This is a genomic window from Paludibacterium paludis (genome assembly GCF_018802605.1).
GTDB lineage: Bacteria > Pseudomonadota > Gammaproteobacteria > Burkholderiales > Chromobacteriaceae > Paludibacterium > Paludibacterium paludis.
Map to the genome: position 1 here is coordinate 2,768,855 of NZ_CP069161.1, position 21,426 is coordinate 2,790,280.

Annotated in this window: 11 protein-coding genes, 2 tRNA genes and 3 rRNA genes; 9 read left to right on the forward strand and 7 right to left on the reverse strand. The window is 60.2% G+C overall.

Going from position 1 to position 21,426, the window contains the following annotated elements; all coding sequences use genetic code 11:
* Window positions 1-15 precede the first annotated feature (15 nt).
* The 4 genes from JNO50_RS12605 to JNO50_RS12620 are packed head-to-tail and all read left to right on the forward strand — an operon-like array spanning window position 16 to window position 3,784.
* Window positions 16-660: a tetratricopeptide repeat protein gene (locus tag JNO50_RS12605; RefSeq protein ID WP_189536377.1), complete on the forward strand. Its 645-nt coding sequence runs from the start codon at window positions 16-18 to the stop codon at window positions 658-660.
* Between the two features lie 21 nt (window positions 661-681).
* Window positions 682-1,878, forward strand: a complete 1,197-nt coding sequence (locus JNO50_RS12610) for a PqqD family protein (protein ID WP_189536379.1) — start codon at window positions 682-684, stop codon at window positions 1,876-1,878.
* Window positions 1,875-3,095 (forward strand): amidohydrolase family protein, encoded by a 1,221-nt coding sequence (locus JNO50_RS12615; RefSeq protein WP_189536380.1) that lies wholly within the window; start codon window positions 1,875-1,877, stop codon window positions 3,093-3,095. The genes JNO50_RS12610 and JNO50_RS12615 overlap by 4 nt, the downstream gene beginning before the upstream one ends.
* On the forward strand, window positions 3,089-3,784 hold the full coding sequence (locus JNO50_RS12620; RefSeq protein ID WP_189536383.1) for a dTMP kinase: 696 nt from the start codon (window positions 3,089-3,091) through the stop codon (window positions 3,782-3,784). The genes JNO50_RS12615 and JNO50_RS12620 overlap by 7 nt, the downstream gene beginning before the upstream one ends.
* Window positions 3,785-3,811: 27 nt before the next feature.
* Here JNO50_RS12620 and rrf read toward each other — a convergent pair.
* From rrf to JNO50_RS12645, 5 genes are all read right to left on the reverse strand, one after another.
* Window positions 3,812-3,926 (reverse strand): 5S ribosomal RNA (rrf, locus tag JNO50_RS12625).
* A 108-nt stretch (window positions 3,927-4,034) separates the two neighbouring features.
* Window positions 4,035-6,928 (reverse strand): 23S ribosomal RNA (locus tag JNO50_RS12630).
* Window positions 6,929-7,156: 228 nt separating this feature from the next.
* A tRNA-Ala gene (locus JNO50_RS12635) sits at window positions 7,157-7,232 on the reverse strand.
* An 11-nt stretch (window positions 7,233-7,243) separates the two neighbouring features.
* Window positions 7,244-7,320 (reverse strand) — tRNA-Ile (locus JNO50_RS12640).
* 65 nt (window positions 7,321-7,385) lie between these two features.
* Window positions 7,386-8,923 (reverse strand): 16S ribosomal RNA (locus JNO50_RS12645).
* Together the 16S, 23S and 5S rRNA genes with 2 tRNA genes alongside form the textbook arrangement of a ribosomal RNA operon.
* A gap of 380 nt (window positions 8,924-9,303) precedes the next feature.
* Between JNO50_RS12645 and nadB the strand changes: the two genes are divergently transcribed.
* From nadB to JNO50_RS12665, 4 genes are all read left to right on the forward strand, one after another.
* Window positions 9,304-10,902 carry an L-aspartate oxidase gene (gene nadB, locus JNO50_RS12650; RefSeq protein WP_189536721.1) on the forward strand — a complete coding sequence of 533 codons (1,599 nt, stop codon included), beginning with the start codon at window positions 9,304-9,306 and terminating at the stop codon, window positions 10,900-10,902.
* A gap of 190 nt (window positions 10,903-11,092) precedes the next feature.
* Window positions 11,093-13,369 carry an NADP-dependent malic enzyme gene (locus JNO50_RS12655; protein WP_189536719.1) on the forward strand — a complete coding sequence of 759 codons (2,277 nt, stop codon included), beginning with the start codon at window positions 11,093-11,095 and terminating at the stop codon, window positions 13,367-13,369.
* A 73-nt stretch (window positions 13,370-13,442) separates the two neighbouring features.
* Window positions 13,443-13,688, forward strand: coding sequence for a PhaM family polyhydroxyalkanoate granule multifunctional regulatory protein (locus JNO50_RS12660; RefSeq protein ID WP_189536717.1), 246 nt, complete (start codon window positions 13,443-13,445; stop codon window positions 13,686-13,688).
* A 70-nt stretch (window positions 13,689-13,758) separates the two neighbouring features.
* Window positions 13,759-14,667 carry a VirK/YbjX family protein gene (locus JNO50_RS12665; RefSeq protein ID WP_189536715.1) on the forward strand — a complete coding sequence of 303 codons (909 nt, stop codon included), beginning with the start codon at window positions 13,759-13,761 and terminating at the stop codon, window positions 14,665-14,667.
* Between the two features lies 1 nt (window position 14,668).
* Here JNO50_RS12665 and JNO50_RS12670 read toward each other — a convergent pair whose 3' ends face one another.
* Entirely contained in the window at window positions 14,669-17,491 is a 2,823-nt protein-coding gene (locus tag JNO50_RS12670) for a hypothetical protein (RefSeq protein ID WP_189536713.1), read from the reverse strand.
* A 175-nt stretch (window positions 17,492-17,666) separates the two neighbouring features.
* Here JNO50_RS12670 and dnaE point away from each other — a divergent pair, with 175 nt between their 5' ends.
* A complete protein-coding gene (gene dnaE / locus JNO50_RS12675; RefSeq protein WP_189536711.1) occupies window positions 17,667-21,110 on the forward strand; it encodes a DNA polymerase III subunit alpha in 3,444 nt (1,147 codons plus the stop codon).
* Between the two features lie 6 nt (window positions 21,111-21,116).
* On the opposite strand, the gene JNO50_RS12680 is transcribed toward dnaE, so the two are convergent.
* Complete coding sequence (locus JNO50_RS12680; protein WP_189536709.1) at window positions 21,117-21,296, reverse strand: hypothetical protein; 180 nt, start codon at window positions 21,294-21,296, stop codon at window positions 21,117-21,119.
* Window positions 21,297-21,426: the final 130 nt, after the last annotated feature.

Below are 21,426 nucleotides of genomic sequence, written 5' to 3' on the forward strand. Positions count from 1 at the left end.
CAGCAGGAGGCCATCATGACAAACGGACGCCAAACGGCGATCGAGGAGGCCGTGATCCGCGGCAAGGAAATCCTCCAGACCGTCGAATCCCTCATCAACGAAGCCCAGGGTAAAAGCGAGGACGCCGCGCTGGTCGCCGCCGGCAAAATCCGCGAAATCGCCCAGACCTATCGCCTGGCGCAGGTTTGCTACCGCGACGCGGCCAGAAAGAATCCCGGCAACCTCGAGGCCCGGGCAAGACTCGCCATTGCTTTTCTGAAGGACAGAAACGTCACCAAAGGACTGACCATCGCCATGGAACTTGCCGACCGGCAGCCGGACTTCGCCTTCAAGGACATCAGCGGGCACCCGGTCTCGATCATGACGCTGCTTGGCGATGCCTACCGGGCGGCGGGCGACACGACACAGGCCAGGCGCGCCTACGAAAGCGCGCTCAAGCAACAACCCGGAGACACGCGCGCAGCGGTCTTTCTTGCCCAGGTACTGGCCGAAGACGGCCTGCTCGACGAGGCGGCGGACGTCGCGGCCAACTCGGCGAACGGCCACGATGCCGCACCATTCCAGGCGACGCTGCGGCTATTGGCGAACGACCCGAACCGGATGCCGGCCATAGCGGGAATCCTCGCCAATCGCACAGCACGGCTCGCTTTCGACGTCTGAGCGGACACGGATACGACCACCATGCGCCTGTCCGATTACCTGCGCAGCCACCGTCTGGACATGACCCGGCTCGAGGCATTCGTGCGAGAGCAGTTCGCGCCGCTACCGGACGAACCGGTCTATCTTACCGGCTCCCTGGTCGAAGGTCTGGGCAACCGCCGCTCCGACCTGGACGTCTACCTGCTGACTGATCGCGGGATGCCGTCGACCCTCATCAATGGGTCGATGGCCATCATGGCGCTGGAACGAACCACGGTGGATCTCGAGGTGATCAGTCCTGCGCGCGTCGATGCCCTGCTTGCGCGTCTGGCGTCGCTGCCATCCAACGAGATGCGCGATCAACGCGTTTCGGCCACGGCGTTCGCGCCGGCGGAGCTGAAATTCCTGCACAACCTGCGCATCGGCGCGCCGATCTGCAACGAGGACGCTTTCCGGCGCATCGCCAGCCAGGTGGAGGGCCGGCGCCTGGCGCGCCTTCTGTTCGACCATGCGGTGGCATGGATAAACTCCCTGCATGTCGACATCCTGGGTCTGATCGAAGACCGGGATCATGCCAGCGCGCGGCATCTGCTCCACCATTACCTCGGCCACCTCGCCGCGGCCTTTCTCGCGGCGAACGGCAATACCAATCCCGCCGAGAAGTGGCGGGTGCGCAAACTGGCCGGGCTGGCGCTCGGCGGCGGCCGGGCAGCCATGCCGGGCGGGGCGAGTGTCGCCGGCATGGCGCGATCCTTCCAGGCGCTGCACATCGCTTGCGAGGCCGACGCCGCCTCGGTCAGACGCGAATTTGGCCGCATCGCCCGAATGGGGCACGCCATCATCCCCTGGGGACAGAGAAGGTTCCTGGAAAACGCGGCGCTGGAACCGCAACCGGAACCCCCCGAGGATTTCCCTCCGGCCGCTCATCATCACTCCGGGCACGACGCGACCGAAGCGCCGCTGGAACCGCTCGAACTGGATTGCCATCTGCGCTACGCCGGAAACGGCGACTATGTGCTGACCGCGATCGATGACGGCACCACGCTAACCCTCAACGAATCCGGCTATGAACTGCTTCTGCGCTTCGATGGCCGCACTTCGCGCCGTGAAGCGGTCCGGTCCCTGGCCGGACTGACCCGCGCTTCGCCGCGGGAAATGGCCGGCACGCTCGATGACTTCCAGCTTCTTCTTGAGACACGCGGTTTGATCCAGCCTTTGGCGAGCGAGGTTTTCCCATGAAAAACGACACGAACGGCAGCGTCTTTCACCGGATCGACACACTGATCTCATCCGACTCCCACATTATCGAACCGCCCGACCTCTGGAGCCGCCGCATCGACAACCGCTATCGCGACGTCGCACCGCGCGTGGTGCGCGTCGACGGCACCGACTGGTGGGAATGCAATGGCCGCCGCATCGGCTCGGTGAGCGGCCGGAAGCGCCGTTCAGGCAGCATGGCGCCGGGAGACGCCGCCGTTCCATCGCGCGGCGCTGTGCTCACGCACTCGACCTTCGAGCAAGTCGACCCGGCCGCCTACATCCCGTCCGAATACGTCAAGGCCAATCTGGCCGATGGCGTGCGGGTCGCCATCATCCGGCCGACACAAGGCATCACCAACTACTGCATCGAGGACGCGGGCCTGTTCGGCGCCATCTGTCGCGCCTACAACGACTGGATCACCGAGTTCTGTGGCGAGGCGCCCCACATGCTCAAGGCCGTGGCGATGCTGAACAACTACGATCCGCCGGACGCGGTCGCCGAACTGATTCGCGCCAAAAAGCGCGGCATGGTGGGAGGCATCATCAGCGTGTACCCCGGCGCGGCACACTCCTATGACAAGCCCGAGTACGAGCCCTTGTGGAGCGCTGCCGAAGAGCTGGGCATGCCGATTTCGCTGCATGTCCTCACCAACCACAACGGACCGTATGGCGTGCCGTTCCCCGAAGTGACCTACAGCTTGCGCGTCAATGCCGAATACTGGGTGCGGATGTCGCTGACGGACATGATCTTCGGTGGGGTGTTCGAGCGCCACCCGGGACTGCGCATCGAAACCTCCGAACATGAAGCATCGTGGATTCCCTATTTCCTCTGGCAGATGGACTGGACCTATGAACGGCGCATCCGCCATCGCATGCAAACACCGCCCATCAAGGAACGGCCGAGCCATTACTTCGACCAGAATGTCTGGGCCTCGCTGATCTATGACGATTTGGCCATCGAGATGCGGCATCGCATCGGTGTCGGCAGGATGATGTGGGGTTCGGACTTTCCGCACGAACAATCGACCCATCCGCGCTCGCTGGACTTCGTTAACGAGCTGCTGGCGGATGTGCCTCTGGGCGAGGCCCAGGCGATTGTCCACGACAACGCGATCCGCCTGTTCGGACTGGATCTGCCATTGCTGGCCGACGAGCGCGCGAGCCACTCAGGGCAAGAGGTGGCGCCATCGTGCTGATCAACATCCTGGGGCCTGACGGCAGCGGCAAAACCACGCAAATCGAACGGCTGATCGCCTGGTCGCGCGACGAACTCGGCATTCCCGCGCGAAGCCTGGCCAAACGCGATATTTTCGATACGGAACGCTTCCCCGAATGCGATTTTTTCGGGTGTTCCTACGAAACGTTGGCCCATCGCCTGCTGCCGCAAATGATCGGGGAATGCCGGGCTCTCTGGCTGATCTACATGAATGCCGTGCTGGTGCGCCGCCAACCGGCCGAGGCCGGCGAGATCGTGTTTCTCGATGGCTACTGGCACAAGCATTATGCCACCGAGGCGGCGTTCGGCCTGCCCGCTGCCTGGCTGCTCGATGTCTGCCGTTTTTTCCCCGAACCGGATCTGACCCTTGTGGTCGATATCGATCCGCGCGCGGTCGTCGAGCGGGGGCATCGCCATCGCCCCTATGAATCCGGCTGCGATTTCGCCTGCGCCGACAGTTCGTTCATCCAGCATCAGGACAAGGTGCGCGGTCACATACTGGACCTTGCCGTACGCCACGGCTACGAAACGATCGATGCCGACAGGCCCGAGGAAGCCATTTTCGACGATATTTGCCAGCGGGTCAGGGCGGCGACCGAAAGAGATGACGGACTGGGCGCCATGTTGCCGCGCGCGCGGCGAACACCGCCAGAAAGGCAAAAGCCCTGACCGTAGGGTCAGGGCTTGGAGGGGGGAGTCTGGCGGTGTCCTACTTTCACACGGCGAATACCGCACTATCATCGGCGCTAAGGCGTTTCACGGTCCTGTTCGGGATGGGAAGGCGTGGGACCACCTCGCTATGGCCGCCAGACATAAACTGTCAACAAATCAAGAAGCCGCCCGCGCGTCGCGGGAGTATGTATCGGGTCGATGACGCATCGCGTCGCCAGCCTGGGCTCACCCAAGCTGTTCAAATGATAGGATCAAGCCTCACGAGCCATTAGTATCGGTTAGCTTAACGCCTCACAGCGCTTCCACACCCGACCTATCAACGTCCTGGTCTCGAACGACTCTTCAGGGAGGTCAAGCCTCCAGGGAAGTCTCATCTTCAGGCGAGTTTCCCGCTTAGATGCTTTCAGCGGTTATCTCTTCCAAACTTAGCTACCCGGCAATGCCACTGGCGTGACAACCGGTACACCAGAGGTTCGTCCACTCCGGTCCTCTCGTACTAGGAGCAGCCCCCGTCAAACTTCCAACGCCCACTGCAGATAGGGACCAAACTGTCTCACGACGTTTTGAACCCAGCTCACGTACCACTTTAAATGGCGAACAGCCATACCCTTGGGACCGGCTACAGCCCCAGGATGTGATGAGCCGACATCGAGGTGCCAAACTCCGCCGTCGATGTGAACTCTTGGGCGGAATCAGCCTGTTATCCCCGGAGTACCTTTTATCCGTTGAGCGATGGCCCTTCCATTCAGAACCACCGGATCACTATGTCCTGCTTTCGCACCTGCTCGACTTGTCGGTCTCGCAGTCAAGCCACCTTTTGCCATTGCACTATCAGCACGATTTCCGACCGTACCTAGGTGACCTTCGAACTCCTCCGTTACACTTTGGGAGGAGACCGCCCCAGTCAAACTGCCTACCATGCACTGTCCCCAATCCGGATCACGGACCAAGGTTAGAACCTCAAACACACCAGGGTGGTATTTCAAGGGCGGCTCCATGCGAACTGGCGTCCACACTTCCCAGCCTCCCACCTATCCTACACAAGTCTGTTCAAAGTCCAATGCAAAGCTACAGTAAAGGTTCACGGGGTCTTTCCGTCTAGCAGCGGGGAGATTGCATCTTCACAAACATTTCAACTTCGCTGAGTCTCAGGAGGAGACAGTGTGGCCATCGTTACGCCATTCGTGCGGGTCGGAACTTACCCGACAAGGAATTTCGCTACCTTAGGACCGTTATAGTTACGGCCGCCGTTTACCGGGGCTTCGATCAAGAGCTTGCACCCCATCACTTAACCTTCCGGCACCGGGCAGGCGTCACACCGTATACGTCCACTTTCGTGTTGGCACAGTGCTGTGTTTTTGATAAACAGTCGCAGCCACCGATTCTCTGCGACCCCTTCGACCTTCGAGCGCGAGGCTCTACAATCTACCGGGGCATACCTTCTCCCGAAGTTACGGTATCAATTTGCCGAGTTCCTTCTCCTGAGTTCTCTCAAGCGCCTTGGAATTTTCATCCTGCCCACCTGTGTCGGTTTGCGGTACGGTTTTTGCAAGGCTGAAGCTTAGTGGCTTTTCCTGGAAGCGGGGTATCAGTCACTTCAGGTCCGTAGACCCTCGTTATCACCTCTCGACGTTAACAGCGCGGCGGATTTGCCTGCCACGCCCGTCTACCAGCTTGAACGACCTATTCCAACAGGCCGCTGACCTAACCTTCTCCGTCCCCACATCGCACCTTGCAAAAGTACGGGAATATTGACCCGTTTCCCATCGACTACGCATTTCTGCCTCGCCTTAGGGGCCGACTCACCCTACGCCGATGAACGTTGCGTAGGAAACCTTGGGCTTTCGGCGAGCGGGCTTTTCACCCGCTTTATCGCTACTCATGTCAGCATTCGCACTTCTGATATCTCCAGCATCCCTCTCAGGACACCTTCACAGACCTACAGAACGCTCCCCTACCACGTGACCTAAGTCACATCCGCAGCTTCGGTTATAAGCTTGAGCCCCGTTACATCTTCCGCGCAGGACGACTCGACCAGTGAGCTATTACGCTTTCTTTAAATGATGGCTGCTTCTAAGCCAACATCCTGGCTGTCTGTGCCTTCCCACCTCGTTTACCACTTAGCTTATCATTTGGGACCTTAGCTGGCGGTCTGGGTTGTTTCCCTCTTGACGATGGACGTTAGCACCCACCGTCTGTCTCCCATGCTCGCACTTTCCGGTATTCAGAGTTTGCCATGGTTTGGTAAGTCGCAATGACCCCCTAGCCATAACAGTGCTTTACCCCCGGAAGTGATACATGAGGCACTACCTAAATAGTTTTCGGGGAGAACCAGCTATCTCCGAGTTTGTTTAGCCTTTCACCCCTATCCACAGCTCATCCCCTAGTTTTGCAACACTAGTGGGTTCGGACCTCCAGTGCGTGTTACCGCACCTTCATCCTGGCCATGGATAGATCACTCGGTTTCGGGTCTACGCCCAGCAACTCAGTCGCCCTGTTCGGACTCGGTTTCCCTACGCCTCCCCTATTCGGTTAAGCTCGCTACTGAACGTAAGTCGCTGACCCATTATACAAAAGGTACGCAGTCACCCCATTTTTCAAGGGCTCCCACTGTTTGTATGCATCCGGTTTCAGGTTCTATTTCACTCCCCTCCCGGGGTTCTTTTCGCCTTTCCCTCACGGTACTGGTTCACTATCGGTCGATCACGAGTATTTAGCCTTGGAGGATGGTCCCCCCATCTTCAGACAGGATTTCGCGTGTCCCGCCCTACTTCTCGTACGCCTAGTCTCATCGCCACGTTTTCGTGTACGGGGCTATCACCCACTATGGCCGCCCTTTCCAGAGCCTTCCACTAACGCCGCGACTATCTCGTACAGGCTATTCCGCTTTCGCTCGCCACTACTGGCGGAATCTCGGTTGATTTCTTTTCCTGCGGGTACTTAGATGTTTCAGTTCTCCGCGTTCGCTTCGCCTTCCCTATATATTCAGGAAGGGATGACCCCTAAGGGCCGGGTTTCCCCATTCGGACATCGTGGGATCAATGTTCCATTGCCAACTCCCCCACGCTTTTCGCAGGCTTGCACGTCCTTCATCGCCTGTGATCGCCAAGGCATCCACCAGATGCACTTAATCGCTTGACCCTATCATCTGAACAGCCTAAACCACCCAGACTCCAGTTTCGCGACACGTCACGATCCCCTTCAAGACCGTCACGTCGATACAATCATCTACCCAAGTCGCACCCACCCGGATTCCTCCGGATCGGTGAACTTTACATATCAGCTTCTCAATTTGTTAAAGATCAACGCGTTGGCTACAACGCAAATCAAAAACGACGGATCCCTTCCCATCCTCTTTGATTTGCACTGTGGTGGAGGCAGACGGGATCGAACCGACGACCCCCTGCTTGCAAAGCAGGTGCTCTCCCAACTGAGCTATGCCCCCCTTCAGAGTCCTGGTGGGTCTGGTTGGACTCGAACCAACGACCCCCGCCTTATCAAGACGGTGCTCTAACCGGCTGAGCTACAAACCCAGTCTCTACTTGCCAACTTCCGAATAACCGATAGGTTGTGAGCGCTTGACGTCGCCATTCTCTAGAAAGGAGGTGATCCAGCCGCAGGTTCCCCTACGGCTACCTTGTTACGACTTCACCCCAGTCATGAAGCATACCGTGGTAAGCGGCCTCCTTGCGGTTAGCCTACCCACTTCTGGTATCCCCCACTCCCATGGTGTGACGGGCGGTGTGTACAAGACCCGGGAACGTATTCACCGCAGCATGCTGATCTGCGATTACTAGCGATTCCGACTTCACGCACTCGAGTTGCAGAGTGCGATCCGGACTACGATCGGCTTTATGAGATTGGCTCCACCTCGCGGCTTCGCGACCCTCTGTACCGACCATTGTATGACGTGTGAAGCCCTGCTCATAAGGGCCATGAGGACTTGACGTCATCCCCACCTTCCTCCGGTTTGTCACCGGCAGTCTCATTAGAGTGCCCAACTTAATGATGGCAACTAATGACAAGGGTTGCGCTCGTTGCGGGACTTAACCCAACATCTCACGACACGAGCTGACGACAGCCATGCAGCACCTGTGTCCAGGCTCCCTTTCGGGCACCGCCGCCTCTCAGCAGCGTTCCTGGCATGTCAAGAGCAGGTAAGGTTCTTCGCGTTGCATCGAATTAATCCACATCATCCACCGCTTGTGCGGGTCCCCGTCAATTCCTTTGAGTTTTAACCTTGCGGCCGTACTCCCCAGGCGGTCAATTTCACGCGTTAGCTACGCTACCAAGGATTCAAACCCCCAACAGCTAATTGACATCGTTTAGGGCGTGGACTACCAGGGTATCTAATCCTGTTTGCTCCCCACGCTTTCGTGCATGAGCGTCAGTATCATCCCAGGGGGCTGCCTTCGCCATCGGTATTCCTCCACATCTCTACGCATTTCACTGCTACACGTGGAATTCTACCCCCCTCTGACGTACTCTAGCTGAACAGTCCTCAATGCCGTTCCCAGGTTAAGCCCGGGGCTTTCACATCAAGCTTGTCCAACCGCCTGCGCACGCTTTACGCCCAGTAATTCCGATTAACGCTTGCACCCTACGTATTACCGCGGCTGCTGGCACGTAGTTAGCCGGTGCTTATTCTTCAGGTACTCTCATCCCCACCCGCTATTCACAGGCAGGATTTGCTCCCCGACAAAAGTCCTTTACAACCCGAAGGCCTTCTTCAGACACGCGGCATGGCTGGATCAGGGTTGCCCCCATTGTCCAAAATTCCCCACTGCTGCCTCCCGTAGGAGTCTGGGCCGTGTCTCAGTCCCAGTGTGGCGGATCATCCTCTCAGACCCGCTACTGATCGTCGCCTTGGTGGGCCTTTACCCCCCCAACTAGCTAATCAGACGTCGGCCGCTCGGATAACGCGAGGCCCGAAGGTCCCCCGCTTTCCTCCTCAGAGCGTATGCGGTATTAGCACAACTTTCGCTGCGTTATCCCCCATTACCCGGCACGTTCCGACGCATTACTCACCCGTTCGCCACTCGCCACCCGGAGCAAGCTCCTGTGCTGCCGTTCGACTTGCATGTGTAAAGCATGCCGCCAGCGTTCAATCTGAGCCAGGATCAAACTCTTCAGTTCAATCGCTAACTTTACTTCTGGCACGCAAGATCAAAGAAACAAAACCAGGTTCATTTCTGTCTTGCCGTGCAAGTGTCGGCTTCGCCAAACACTCACACCTATCGGTTATTCGCATTATTAAAGATCGGCGCCGCGCTCTTCGCTGCAGCAGAGGAAGCGAACTATACCCCCCAAACCCACACCCGTCAACTCCTTCATCCTACAAAAAACCAGGAAATCACTTAAGCCATTGATTCGACAAGAACCCCATTGACACACACCATTGACACCGAGCCAAAACGAGCGCCCTTCCGCTCCGGGCGCTACGCCTCGCGGCCCGAATTCTGGTAGGCTAATCTCTTTAGCATAGATGGACGCGTCCCGACGGGACATTACTCACCATGCTCAAGTTCGATGTTCTTATTGTCGGCAGCGGACTGGCCGGCATGACGCTCGCCCTGTATCTGGCCGAGCACCGCAAGATCGGCCTCATCACCAAACGCGATCTGCTTGAGGGCAGTTCGACCTATGCCCAGGGCGGCATCGCCGCCGTACTGGACACCGAAGACTCCGTGGAAGAGCACATCCGCGACACGCTGATCGCCGGCGCCGGCCTGTGCAACCCGGACACCACCCGCTTCATCGTCGAGCACTCGCGCGAAGCGATCGAATGGCTGATCGATCTTGGCGTGCCGTTCACCCGCGACGACACCCACAAGACCGGCTACCACCTGACCCGCGAGGGCGGGCACAGCCACCGGCGCATCATTCACGCCGCGGACGCCACGGGAGCGGCCGTCACCTCCACGCTCGGCCAGAAGATCAAGGCCCACCCGAACATCACGCTGCTCGAGGATCACATCGCCATCGATCTGGTGACCTCCCCCAAGCTCGGACTGGAAGGCAATCGCTGTTACGGCGCTTACGCGCTCGACAAGCGGGCCGACGAGGTGGTGACCATCGCGGCGCGCCACACGATCATCGCCTCGGGCGGCGCCGGCAAGGTATACCTTTATACCACCAACCCGGACACCGCCACCGGAGACGGCATCGCCATGGGCTGGCGCGCGGGTTGCCGGGTCGGCAACATGGAGTTCATCCAGTTCCACCCGACCTGCCTTTACCACCCGCACAGCAAGTCCTTCCTGATCTCGGAGGCCGTGCGCGGAGAAGGCGGGATACTGAAACTGCCGGATGGCACGCGATTCATGCCCCTGCACGACCCCCGCGCGGAACTCGCTCCGCGCGATGTGGTGGCCCGCGCCATCGACTTCGAAATGAAAAAGCACGGGCTTGACTGCGTCTACCTCGATATATCCTACAAGCCGGCGCATTTCATCAAAGAGCATTTTCCGAACATCTATGCGCACTGCCTGGAACTGGGCATCGATATCACCCAGGAGCCGATTCCGGTTGTCCCGGCCGCGCACTATACCTGCGGCGGACTGATCACCGACCTTGCCGGCCGCACCGATGTCGCCGGACTGTACGCCGTCGGAGAAGCCGCCTGCACCGGCCTGCACGGCGCGAACCGGTTGGCCAGCAACTCCCTGCTGGAGTGCCTCGTCATCGGCAAGGCGGCGGCGGCGGACATTCTCTCCGGCGACAAGCTTCCCTTGCCCGCCATTCCCGACTGGGACGACAGCCGTGTCACGGATCCCGACGAAGAGGTCGTCATCTCCCACAACTGGGACGAACTGCGCCGCGCCATGTGGGACTATGTCGGTATCGTCCGTACCAACAAGCGACTGGAACGCGCCCTTAACCGCATCCATCTTCTGGAAGGGGAAATCGACGAGTATTACAGCAATTTCCATGTCAGCAACGATCTGATCGAGTTGCGCAACCTCGTGCAAACCGCCGAACTGATCGTTCGCTCGGCACTGGCGAGAAAGGAAAGCCGCGGTCTGCATTTTAGCCGCGACTACCCCGCCGCGCAGGCCACCGGAAGGGAGACGGTACTGACTCCGGCCGGCCCCGCACAGAAAGGAAGCCATTAGCCGCACGATTCCCGGCGATGCCCCCGGATTAAAAGTCTACAAGGACAAACAGGTAGACCGTGTCCTCAAGCTGTCCGGGGCTGTCGCGTTTTTTGTCGGACACGCCATAGCCCGCCGCCGGGATTGTCCTTATAATGGCCGATCAAAATCCAATACCAATACCATTCAGAACCACTCAGGAGCTCTCGTAATGGACGAGCAATTGCGCCAAAGCGCACTCGAGTACCACCAGTATCCCAACCCCGGCAAGATCCAGGTCGCTCCGACCAAACCCCTGGCGACGCAACGCGACCTCGCGCTCGCCTACTCCCCGGGCGTCGCCGCGGCCTGTGACGCGATCGTCGACGATCCGCTCAATGCTTACAAGTACACCGCCCGCGGCAACCTCGTCGCGGTAATCTCCAACGGCACCGCTGTGCTGGGCCTTGGCAATATCGGCGCGCTCGCCGGCAAGCCGGTCATGGAGGGCAAGGGGGTGCTGTTCAAGAAATTCGCCGGCATCGACGTGTTCGACATCGAGGTCAACGAACTGGATCCGGACAAGCTCGTCGACATCATCGCCTCGCTGGAGCCGACCTTCGGCGGCATCAATCTCGAAGACATCAAGGCGCCCGAGTGCTTCTATATCGAGAAGAAGCTGCGCGAGCGCATGAAGATCCCGGTCTTCCATGACGACCAGCACGGCACCGCCATCATCACCGCCGCGGCCGTGCTCAACGGCTTGCGCGTGGTGGACAAGGCCATCGAAGACGTCCGTCTTGTCACCTCCGGCGCCGGCGCGGCCGCGATCGCCTGCCTTGAGCTGCTGCTGTCGCTCGGCATGAAGCGCGAGAACATCGTCGTGTGCGACTCCAAGGGCGTGATTTTCGATGGTCGCGACGAAAAGATGGATGAATCGAAGAAGCGCTTCGCCATCCGCGACAACGGCATGCGCACCCTCAAGGATGCCATCGCCAACGCCGATATTTTCCTTGGTCTGTCCGGACCGAAGCTGGTTACCCAGGAAATGGTCAAGAGCATGGCCGCCCACCCGCTGATCCTGGCGCTGGCCAATCCCGAACCGGAAATCCTGCCGCCGCTGGCGAAGGAAGCCCGTCCGGACGCGATCATTTGCACCGGCCGCTCCGACTACCCCAACCAGGTCAACAACGTGCTGTGCTTCCCGTTCATTTTCCGGGGAGCGCTGGATGTGGGCGCCACCACCATCAACGAGGAAATGAAGCTCGCCTGCGTGCGCGCGATCGCCGACCTCGCGATGGCCGAACAGTCCGACGTCGTCGCCTCGGCCTATGGTGACCAGGAACTGTCCTTCGGCCCCGAATACCTGATTCCGAAACCCTTCGATCCGCGCCTGATCGTCAAGATCGCGCCGGCCGTGGCCCTCGCGGCGATGGAGTCGGGTGTCGCCACCCGTCCGATCGCCGACATGGACGCCTACGTCGAACAACTGGCCCAGTTCGTCTACAAGACCAACCTGTTCATGAAGCCGGTGTTCTCCCAGGCGAAGAAGGACAAGAAGCGTGTCGTGCTCACCGAGGGCGAGGACGAGCGCGTGCTGCACGCCACCCAGGAAATCGTCACCCAGGGCTTGGCGCTGCCGATCCTGATCGGCCGCCCGAGCGTGATCCAGAAACGCATCGAAAAACTGGGCTTGCATCTTGAAGCCGGCAAGGACTTCGAACTGGTGAACAACGAGTCCGACCCGCGCTTCAATGTGTACTGGCAGGAATATTACGCGCTGATGCAGCGCAAGGGCGTCTCTCAGGAACAGGCCCGCCGCCGCGTGATCGGTAACACCACGCTGATCGGCGCCCTGATGGTTCGCCGCGGCGATGCCGATGCGATGATCTGCGGCACCTACGGCACCTATCGCCAGCATTTCGATATCGTGCGCGAGGTGGTCGGGTACAACAACGGCAGCCAGCTGGCCGGCGCGATGAATGCGCTGATGTTGCCCAACGGCAACATCTTCATTGCCGACACCTACGTCAACTCGAGCCCGACATCCGAGCAACTGGCCGGCATCACGGAAATGGCCGCTCACGCGATGAAACGGTTTGGAATCGTGCCCAAGGTGGCGCTGCTGTCGAACTCCAGCTTCGGCACCATCGCCTGCGAGTCCGCCGAGAAGATGCGCCGCGCGCTGAGCCTCGTCAAGGAAGCCTTGCCGGACCTGGAGATCGAAGGCGAAATGCAGGGGGATGCGGCGCTCGTCGAGCACATCCGCCAGCAGGCGCTGCCGGACAACACGCTCAAGGGCTCGGCCAATCTGCTGGTGATGCCCAATGTGGAAGCGGCCAATATCTCCTACAATCTGCTGCGCGTATCGGCGGCGGACGGGGTGACCATCGGCCCGATCCTGATGGGCATCGCCAAGCCCGTGCACATCCTGACGCCGATTTCGTCGGTTCGCCGCATCGTCAACATGGTCGCGCTCGCCTGCGTGGACGCCCAGGTTGCCGGCTGATAGCGACATCCCGTCGTATACTGGAAGGGTGGCGGAGCGCCACCCTTTTTTCATGTCCACACAGGAGGTTTCCGTGAGCGCCGACTTCAATCCGTCCGACCCGTTCGCCCTGTTCCGGCAATTCTGGCAGCAGGCCGCCCCGCCAGGCGCCCAACCTTTCCTCCCGCCCATGAGCGAAGAGGAAATCGAACGGAAAATCGCCGAGCTGCGCGTCGTCGAGGGCTGGCTCGCGATGAACATGGGCATGCTGACGATGCAGATCAAGACGCTCGAAGTGCAGAAAGCCGCGCTGGCGGCCATGAAGCCCAAAGAAAACTGAGCACCGCAAACAAGACGCAGGCAGGGGAAACCGTTACAATGATCGCCCTCTGTTTTCCTTGCCTGTCCGCATGAACCATCCAACGCCCGCCGCCTTGCTGATCGACCTCGCCCGCGGACGCCTGTCCCGGAACGACGGGTTCGACGAATTCAAGCACCGCTTCAAATTCGCATTCCGCAGCCTGCTGACCTTGCCGGCCACCTTGCGATGGCTTGCCGTGCTCAGCGGAAACGACGCGCTATTCGCCTTCTTGCGGGCCAATCCGCGCATCGCCTGCAAGCTGCACCGCCCTTATCTGCAGCAACGGCTCTCCACCACCGGCAAACTCGCCATGCTGACGGCGCACTACGCGCTGGAAACGGAACGCTTCGCTCCGCGCGTGCTGGCCGATCTGTTGACCCAACCCGAACTCGTGCTGGCCGAATTGACCGGCAAGGATGAGCGGACTTACCGGGTGACGCTGACCCACCAGCATACTTTCGACAAGGAAGGCGAGCTGTCGCTGCAGCTGGGCGATCCGAACGGCGTCCCCCTGACACTGGTCACCTTCACGCTGGCGCCGGACGATACGCTGATCATCGGGGGACTTCAGGGGCCGCGCAAACAGCACGGTCCCGAATGCATCAAGGACGCAACCAAGGCCTGCCACGGGCTGTTCCCCAAGCGGGTGGCCATGGAGGCCGTAACGCAACTGGCCGCCTCGCTGGGAATCAAGAGGATCCGCGCGGTCTCCAAGGACATGCATATTTATAATTCCTGGCGTTACCGCAAGGACTTCGAGGCCGATTACGACAGTTTCTGGGAAACCCTGGACGGAAAGCGCGATGCCGACGGGTTCTATACGCTGCCGCCGGCGATTCCCCGCAAGGCCATGGAGGATATCGCCAGCAAGAAGCGCTCGGAGTATCAGCGGCGTTACATGCTGATGGACGAACTGGGCCGGCAGCTCGCCGCAACGCTCGGGCGAGCCGGCACCTAGCCTAGAACTCCGCCCAGGGCTTCCCCGTCACCGACTGGTATTTCTGTCTGGCCTTGCTCAACTGGCTGCGCAACGTTCTTTTTGCCCGCCAGATTTCCCAGCTATGGGCAAGGCCGGTCACAAGCGCCTTGAACTCTCCCCAGCCGCTATGCAACAGGAGCCCCACCCCCACCAGCGTGATCAGGAAAGCCCCTGCGGCAAGCCCGACAGGCGCCAGCGGCCCCAGCGCCATGCTGACAATGAACGTAATCCCGCCGACCACGCCCAGAATCGTGCCCACGGTGCTTTCCAGGCCCCGGAAAATCTTCCCGACATTCAATGCCTTCTTGATCTTGCCCCAGAGACTGACAGGATCATTGGTTTTCTCTTCAAGCTTGATTCTGGCCGTGCTCAGAATATTGATGACCTGACTCCAGTAACGCTCTTCCTGGCTTTTTGTCTCATCATCCTGATTGAGCCGTGCCTTCCCCAGTCTTAAGGCATCGAGCCCAGACTCCGTGATACGACGAATCTCGCGGCAACTATCAATGGCATTGAGGTTCACCTTGCCGATATCGTCGATAAAACGCTGCGCAACGACATCGAGCGTCTCCTTGGACAATGCCGACACGAGTTGTCTGTAGCGGTTTTCCTCACGCTGAAGCGCCGCGCAGAACTCGTCTTTGCCGCTCTCTGGCACCATGCTTGCCCAAGCCACCAAGTTGGCGTTCATGGCCTGGACCGTCGCCACTTCTTTCTCGAACGCCCCCAGAACCTGGTTGATTTTTGCCTGGGCCTGTTCCGACGATTTAATGCCGGCCAGGCGTTCCAACTGAAAGGCATTCACCGACTCGGAGAGGTAAGCCGTAAACTTGCGCGACACATCCAGAGCCCACCGCTGATACTGCTGACTCCTGGCCCTGTCCATGACTACGGAATGAGCCGCAGCGGAGGACGTCAAGGGAATTTTGGATTTCACTTCATTCACCGCATTGTCAACAAGCATCCGGAACGGGGCCGATTTGCCGTCAAATTTGTCTGTCAAGAACGCGGACAACCGAACCATGGACTTCTCCAGCCGCGCTTTCTCCACTTTGACCGCATTGCTCCATTTCTCGATTTCCGTATCCGTGCTATGACCGAACAAGCCTTTGTGATCTTTGAACCGCAGAGGATTCGGGTATTTTTCCAACTCGCTGGCCACACCTTCATCCCGAATGCTGGTTTTGACATACGCCTCCATCAGCACCACGGCCTTTGCCTCCGCTGTCTCGTCATTCAAAGCCACCGCCCGCAGGTAGTCGGTCAGCAAGGCGCGATAGCCTGACGGACACTTGCGGGCCGCTCGCTCGGCCACCGAACTGGCGCTCTGCTCGTTCAGATGGCGGCCAACAGGGAGGTCCGAAAAGCGGCTGACAAGCACATGGGAGACGCTCTCGAGGAGTTTTTTGTGATTCAGCCGCTCAAGCGCCACGGGCAGCAAGGCCAGCTCATCGACGGTCACGTACTCGGCGCGCCAAGCCACAGCCCCCTCCTTCTCCATCGAGAACAGGCTGCCTAGCACGGCATCCCTGGCAAATTCCTTTCTCAACTTATTGCGGTGCCCCGCGTCGGCATACGTCTGAAACACCTTGAGCAACTCGCCGCAACCCGATTCAGCGGTGCGCATGCCCGGATCCGGCCGGATCCGGTCTCCGGAGCCGGAGGGAGCCGAGGTGACCGCAGGCACCGTTTTTTGCGAAATCCGTTGGGAGACCGGCGACGCGGCATGGCCTGCCGCAACAGGAACCCGAGACACCGGTAAAGGATGCGTCCTTTTTTTCCAAAACATGAGCCTGCCCCACCCTGCCTTCCCTCCTTTGACCGGACGGTACTCGCAGCCGGCAGTAAGAGTGAGCGATTTACCGCTCGCATGCGGGGACTCCCCGCCAGCCACCCCGGAAGCCACCTCATTCGCTTTCGGAGCTTCCTGCGGTTGCGGTTGCGGTTGTGACCGCGGTTGCTGCTGTGGCTGTGGCTGTGGCTGTGGCTGCGGCTGTGGCTGCGGCTGTGGCTGCGGCTGTGGCTGTGGCTGTGGCTGTGGCTGTGGCTGTGGCTGTGGCTGTGGCTGTGGCTGTGGCTGTGGCTGCGGCTGCGGCTGCGGCTGCGGCTGTGGCTGCGCTTGCAATGCAACGGGCGGATTACTGGCGCCGGTGGGCTCGACACCAGGCTGCCATCCTTGACCGGTCACGGCGGCGACCTGCGCCACCGCGCTTGCCTCTTTTATTCTCCAGCCTTCGCGGCTCTGCACATGCCAGCGGCTCGGACTCCATACTCTGACGATCTCCTGCCCGTCAAACTCGATCCGCATCACCGTGCACAAAGGCTGTTGACTGAAAAGTGTCCGCAGGTCCTTGGCAAGCTGCGCCTTATGGCGGCTGCGCACCGGCAGCGCCTGTAATTGGCTGACCATGCGCATTGCGGAATCGAAAGCCCATATCCGGCCTGGATCCTTGTCCAGAATAATCGAAACCAGTTCGCTCTCGCCAATTTGCAAAGCGGCGGCGAGCTGCTTCATCCGCTTCTGATCGATAAGAAATTCATCGCCACGGGCCGCGGAGGCATTGAGGTAACGTCGCAGACTCTCTCCGAGTTGTCGATTCAGCCACGCCATGTCAAGCTCGACCGTCTCTCCCCCGCCATTCTGGAAACGCACATTTGTCGCGGATTGAACGGCTGCGACAGTCGGAGAATCCGCAACGTTGATGGCACCGCTCAACGACCGTCGGCGTGAATCGGAGGTACTGTCGGAGGAAACACGATGGGCATGATCGGAAGGACGAACGGACAAATCAGGTAATGGCATGGGGGCTCTCATCAGGAAGCATGGACAGGAACGGAAGCCGCCCGTCAAGACCGGAAGGCATCCGAAAATGCCACCTAGCGTACCGATATCCTTATCAGCGAAACTTGCAAAAATCGCTCATCGCCCCGCCCCGACAGTCCAATGCCTTCCGCCCGCGATCTGGTAGAATTGGCGGATGAACGCACCACGCTTTATTCACCTTCGCCTCCATTCCGAGTTTTCCATCACGGATGGCATCGTCCGCCTCGACGACGCTGTAGAACACGCCGCCAGGCTTGGCATGCCGGCACTGGGCATGTCCGACCTGATGAACATCTTCGGAATGGTCAAGTTCTACAAGGCTTGCCGCTCCGCGGGGGTCAAACCGGTCATTTCCTGCGACATCTGGCTGGAAAACGAGGACGACCGAGACAAACCGTTCAGGTTAATGCTGACGGCCAAGAACCGTGACGGTTACTTGCGGCTGTGCCAGCTACTGGCCGACGCTTTCACCGGCAACCAGTACCGCGGCCGTGCGGAGATCCGCAAGGAGTGGCTGGAAAACGGCGACAACCGCGACCTTATCTGCCTGTCTGGGGCGCACCTGGGCGACGTGGGGGTCGCGCTGGCCAACGGACAGCGCGACGAAGCCCTGCGCCGGGCGCGCCACTGGGAAACACTGTTTCCGGGCAGCTTCTACCTTGAACTGCAGCGCGTCGACAATCCCCAGGTGGAAAACGTGGTTCAGCAAACGCTGTGGCTGGCCGGAGAAACCGACCTGCCCGTGGTTGCGACCCATCCGGTGCAGTTCATGAATCGCGACGATTTCATGGCGCACGAAGCTCGGGTGTGCATCGCCGAGGGCTACACGCTGTCGGACAAGCGCCGCCCGAGGATTTTTTCAGACTGCCAGTATTTCCTGTCCGCCGAGGAAATGGAGCACCGGTTCGCCGATATCCCCGAAGCCCTCGCCAACTCGGTGGAAATCGCGCGGCGCGCCAATATCACGGTCAATCTCGGCACCAACTACCTGCCGGATTTCCCGACTCCCGACGGCATGACGCTGGACGACTTCCTGATCCAGCAGGCCAGGGAAGGCCTGGAAAAGCGCCTTCCCGCGCTGTTTCCCGATCCGGAACAACTGGCCGCCAACCGGCAACGCTACGAAGAGCGGCTCAAGTTCGAGACCGACACCATCATCCAGATGGGGTTTCCCGGCTACTTCCTTATCGTGGCGGACTTCATCAACTGGGCGAAGAACAACGGATGCCCGGTGGGTCCGGGCCGTGGCTCCGGCGCCGGTTCGCTCGTCGCCTACTCGCTGGGGATTACCGATATCGATCCCCTGGCCTATGCCTTGCTGTTCGAGCGCTTCCTCAACCCCGAACGGGTATCGATGCCCGACTTCGACGTCGACTTCTGCCAGGACAACCGCTACCGCGTGATCGAATACGTGCGGGAAGCCTACGGCGCCGAAGCGGTCAGCCAGATCGCCACGTTCGGCACCATGGCGGCCAAGGCGGTGGTGCGCGACGTGGGACGCGTACTCGATTTGCCCTACACCTTCTGCGATCAACTCTCCAAACTCATCCCCGCCGCGCCGGGCAAGCAGTACAGCCTCGACGACGCGGTGGAGATGGAGCCGATCCTGCGCGACCGCCTGGAAAACGAAGAAGAAGTGCGGCAGCTGTGGGAGCTGGCCAAGAAACTGGAAGGCTTGACCCGGAACATCGGCATGCACGCGGGCGGCGTGCTCATCGCACCGGGCAAGCTGACCGATTTCTGTCCGCTCTATCAGGCCAGCGGCGACGACGCCGTGCCGGTCTCGATGTACGACAAGGACGACGTGGAACAGATCGGCCTCGTGAAGTTCGACTTCCTGGGGCTGCGCAACCTCACCATCATCGAACTCGCCGTCCGCTACATCAAGGATCTCGATCCGGCGTTCGACACCGACCTGAACCTTCTGGAATTCACCGATCCGGCCGCCTACAAGGTACTGCAGGACGCGAACACCACCGCCGTCTTCCAGCTTGAATCGGACGGCATGAAACGGCTGCTCGAAAAGCTCAAGCCCGACCGTTTCGAAGACATCATCGCCGTGCTGGCGCTCTACCGGCCGGGTCCGCTCGGATCGGGCATGGTGGATGACTTCATTCTTCGCAAGGCCGGCAAACAGGCGGTGGACTACTTCCACCCCGACCTGACAGCCTGTCTGGACCCGACCTACGGCGTGATCGTGTACCAGGAACAGGTGATGCAGATTTCGCAGATCATCGGTGGCTATACCCTGGGCGGGGCCGACATGCTGCGACGGGCCATGGGCAAGAAAAAAGCCGAGGAGATGGCCAAGCACCGGGGTCTGTTCGTCGAGGGCGCCCTGAAGAACGGCTACCCGCAGGAGCTGGCCGAGCACCTGTTCGACCTGATGGCCAAGTTCGCGGAATACGGCTTCAACAAGTCGCACACCGCCGCCTACGCCGTGGTGGCCTATCAGACCGCGTGGCTCAAGGCTCACCATACCGCCGCTTTCATGGCGGCGACCATGTCGTCCGAACTGGACAATACCGACCAGCTGAAAGTGTTCTACGACGACTCGCTGGCGAACCGGCTTGTTTTCCTGCCGCCGGACGTCAACGAATCCTTCTACCGCTTCGTGCCGGTGGACCGCCAGCACATCCGTTACGCGCTGGGCGCCATCAAGGGCACTGGCGAAGCCGCCGTCGAACACATCGTCAGGATCCGCGAGGAAAGCGGCCCCTTCACCGACCTTTTCGACTTCTGCCGCCGTACCGACAAGAAGATCGTCAACAAGCGCGTCATCGAAGCCTTGGTGCGGGCCGGCGCGTTCGACGCCATCGATCCGAATCGCGCCAGACTGTTCGGTAATGTGGGCCTGTGCCTCGAAGCCGCGGAGCAGGAGGCGGCCAACGCCAATCAGGGTGGACTCTTCGATATGTTCGACGACGGCTCCGCGCCGGGCGTGGACATGGTCGAGATCCGACCGTGGGACCAGGCAACGCAGCTTTCCGAAGAAAAGATCGCCATCGGGTACTACCTGTCCGGCCATCCTTTCACCGCCTACGAACGGGAAGTGAGGGGATTTATCAAGACCCCGCTGGCAAGGCTGTCGGCGCGCAAGGAACCGCAGCTTCTGGCGGGCTTTGTCACCGGAATCCGCACCAAGGTCGGCAACCGCGGCAAGATGGCGTTCGTCCAGCTTGACGATGGCAGCGCCAAGCTCGAAGTCAGCGTGTTTTCCGAGGTGTTCGACGCCAATCGCGCACGTTTGCGCGAGGATACGGTGCTCATCGTCGAAGGCAAGGTCAGCAATGACGACTTCTCGGGTGGCTTGCGCATCATCGCCGACAAGATCTACGAACTGGGCGAAGCGCGCAGCCGCTACGCGCGCTTTTTGTGGATGTCGCTGGACGCCGCGCCGGACCTCGCGCGCCTGCGATCCCAGATGACGCCCTACCGCAGTGAGGAAGCCGGCTGTCCGGTGCGCATCCTCTACAACAACGGCAAGGCGCGCGGGGAACTGATGCTGCCACCCGCCTGGGGCGTGCGCCTGGACGACGGACTGCTGTCCGGCCTCCGTGAATGGCTGGGGGACAACGCCGTCAAGGTCATGTGGTAACGCCGTTCAATAACGGGCCGCCCAGGCGGGCGTCCCGTTTTTTTCCTGCCCGCTCCGCTTTTCCGCCGCGGCAACCGCTTCCTCGATCGCCGCCAGCCGCGCCAGCAACTCGATGGACCCCGCCGGATCTCCCGTCTTCCCGTACCTTCCGCGCCGTGCCGCGAGCAATTTTCGCAAAGATCTCATAATGTTCTCCCGTTGCCGCCGAATCATTCCGGCCTGTGCTTTCCCACGATAGCCCCCGCGCCGCCCCGGCACCATTGAATCCTTTTTATCGGCGCGATAGCCGCTCCGGGATTTGCCAATTCACACATGG

Bases quoted from the DNA above. Each gene is read 5' to 3' on its own strand.
- JNO50_RS12605 (WP_189536377.1), top strand. From the start codon at position 16: ATGACAAACGGACGCCAAACGGCGATCGAGGAGGCCGTGATCCGCGGC.
- dnaE (WP_189536711.1), top strand. From the start codon at position 17,667: ATGAACGCACCACGCTTTATTCACCTTCGCCTCCATTCCGAGTTTTCC.
- JNO50_RS12680 (WP_189536709.1), bottom strand. From the start codon at position 21,296: ATGAGATCTTTGCGAAAATTGCTCGCGGCACGGCGCGGAAGGTACGGG.
- JNO50_RS12655 (WP_189536719.1), top strand. From the start codon at position 11,093: ATGGACGAGCAATTGCGCCAAAGCGCACTCGAGTACCACCAGTATCCC.
- JNO50_RS12665 (WP_189536715.1), top strand. From the start codon at position 13,759: ATGAACCATCCAACGCCCGCCGCCTTGCTGATCGACCTCGCCCGCGGA.
- JNO50_RS12610 (WP_189536379.1), top strand. From the start codon at position 682: ATGCGCCTGTCCGATTACCTGCGCAGCCACCGTCTGGACATGACCCGG.
- nadB (WP_189536721.1), top strand. From the start codon at position 9,304: ATGCTCAAGTTCGATGTTCTTATTGTCGGCAGCGGACTGGCCGGCATG.
- JNO50_RS12615 (WP_189536380.1), top strand. From the start codon at position 1,875: ATGAAAAACGACACGAACGGCAGCGTCTTTCACCGGATCGACACACTG.
- JNO50_RS12670 (WP_189536713.1), bottom strand. From the start codon at position 17,491: ATGCCATTACCTGATTTGTCCGTTCGTCCTTCCGATCATGCCCATCGT.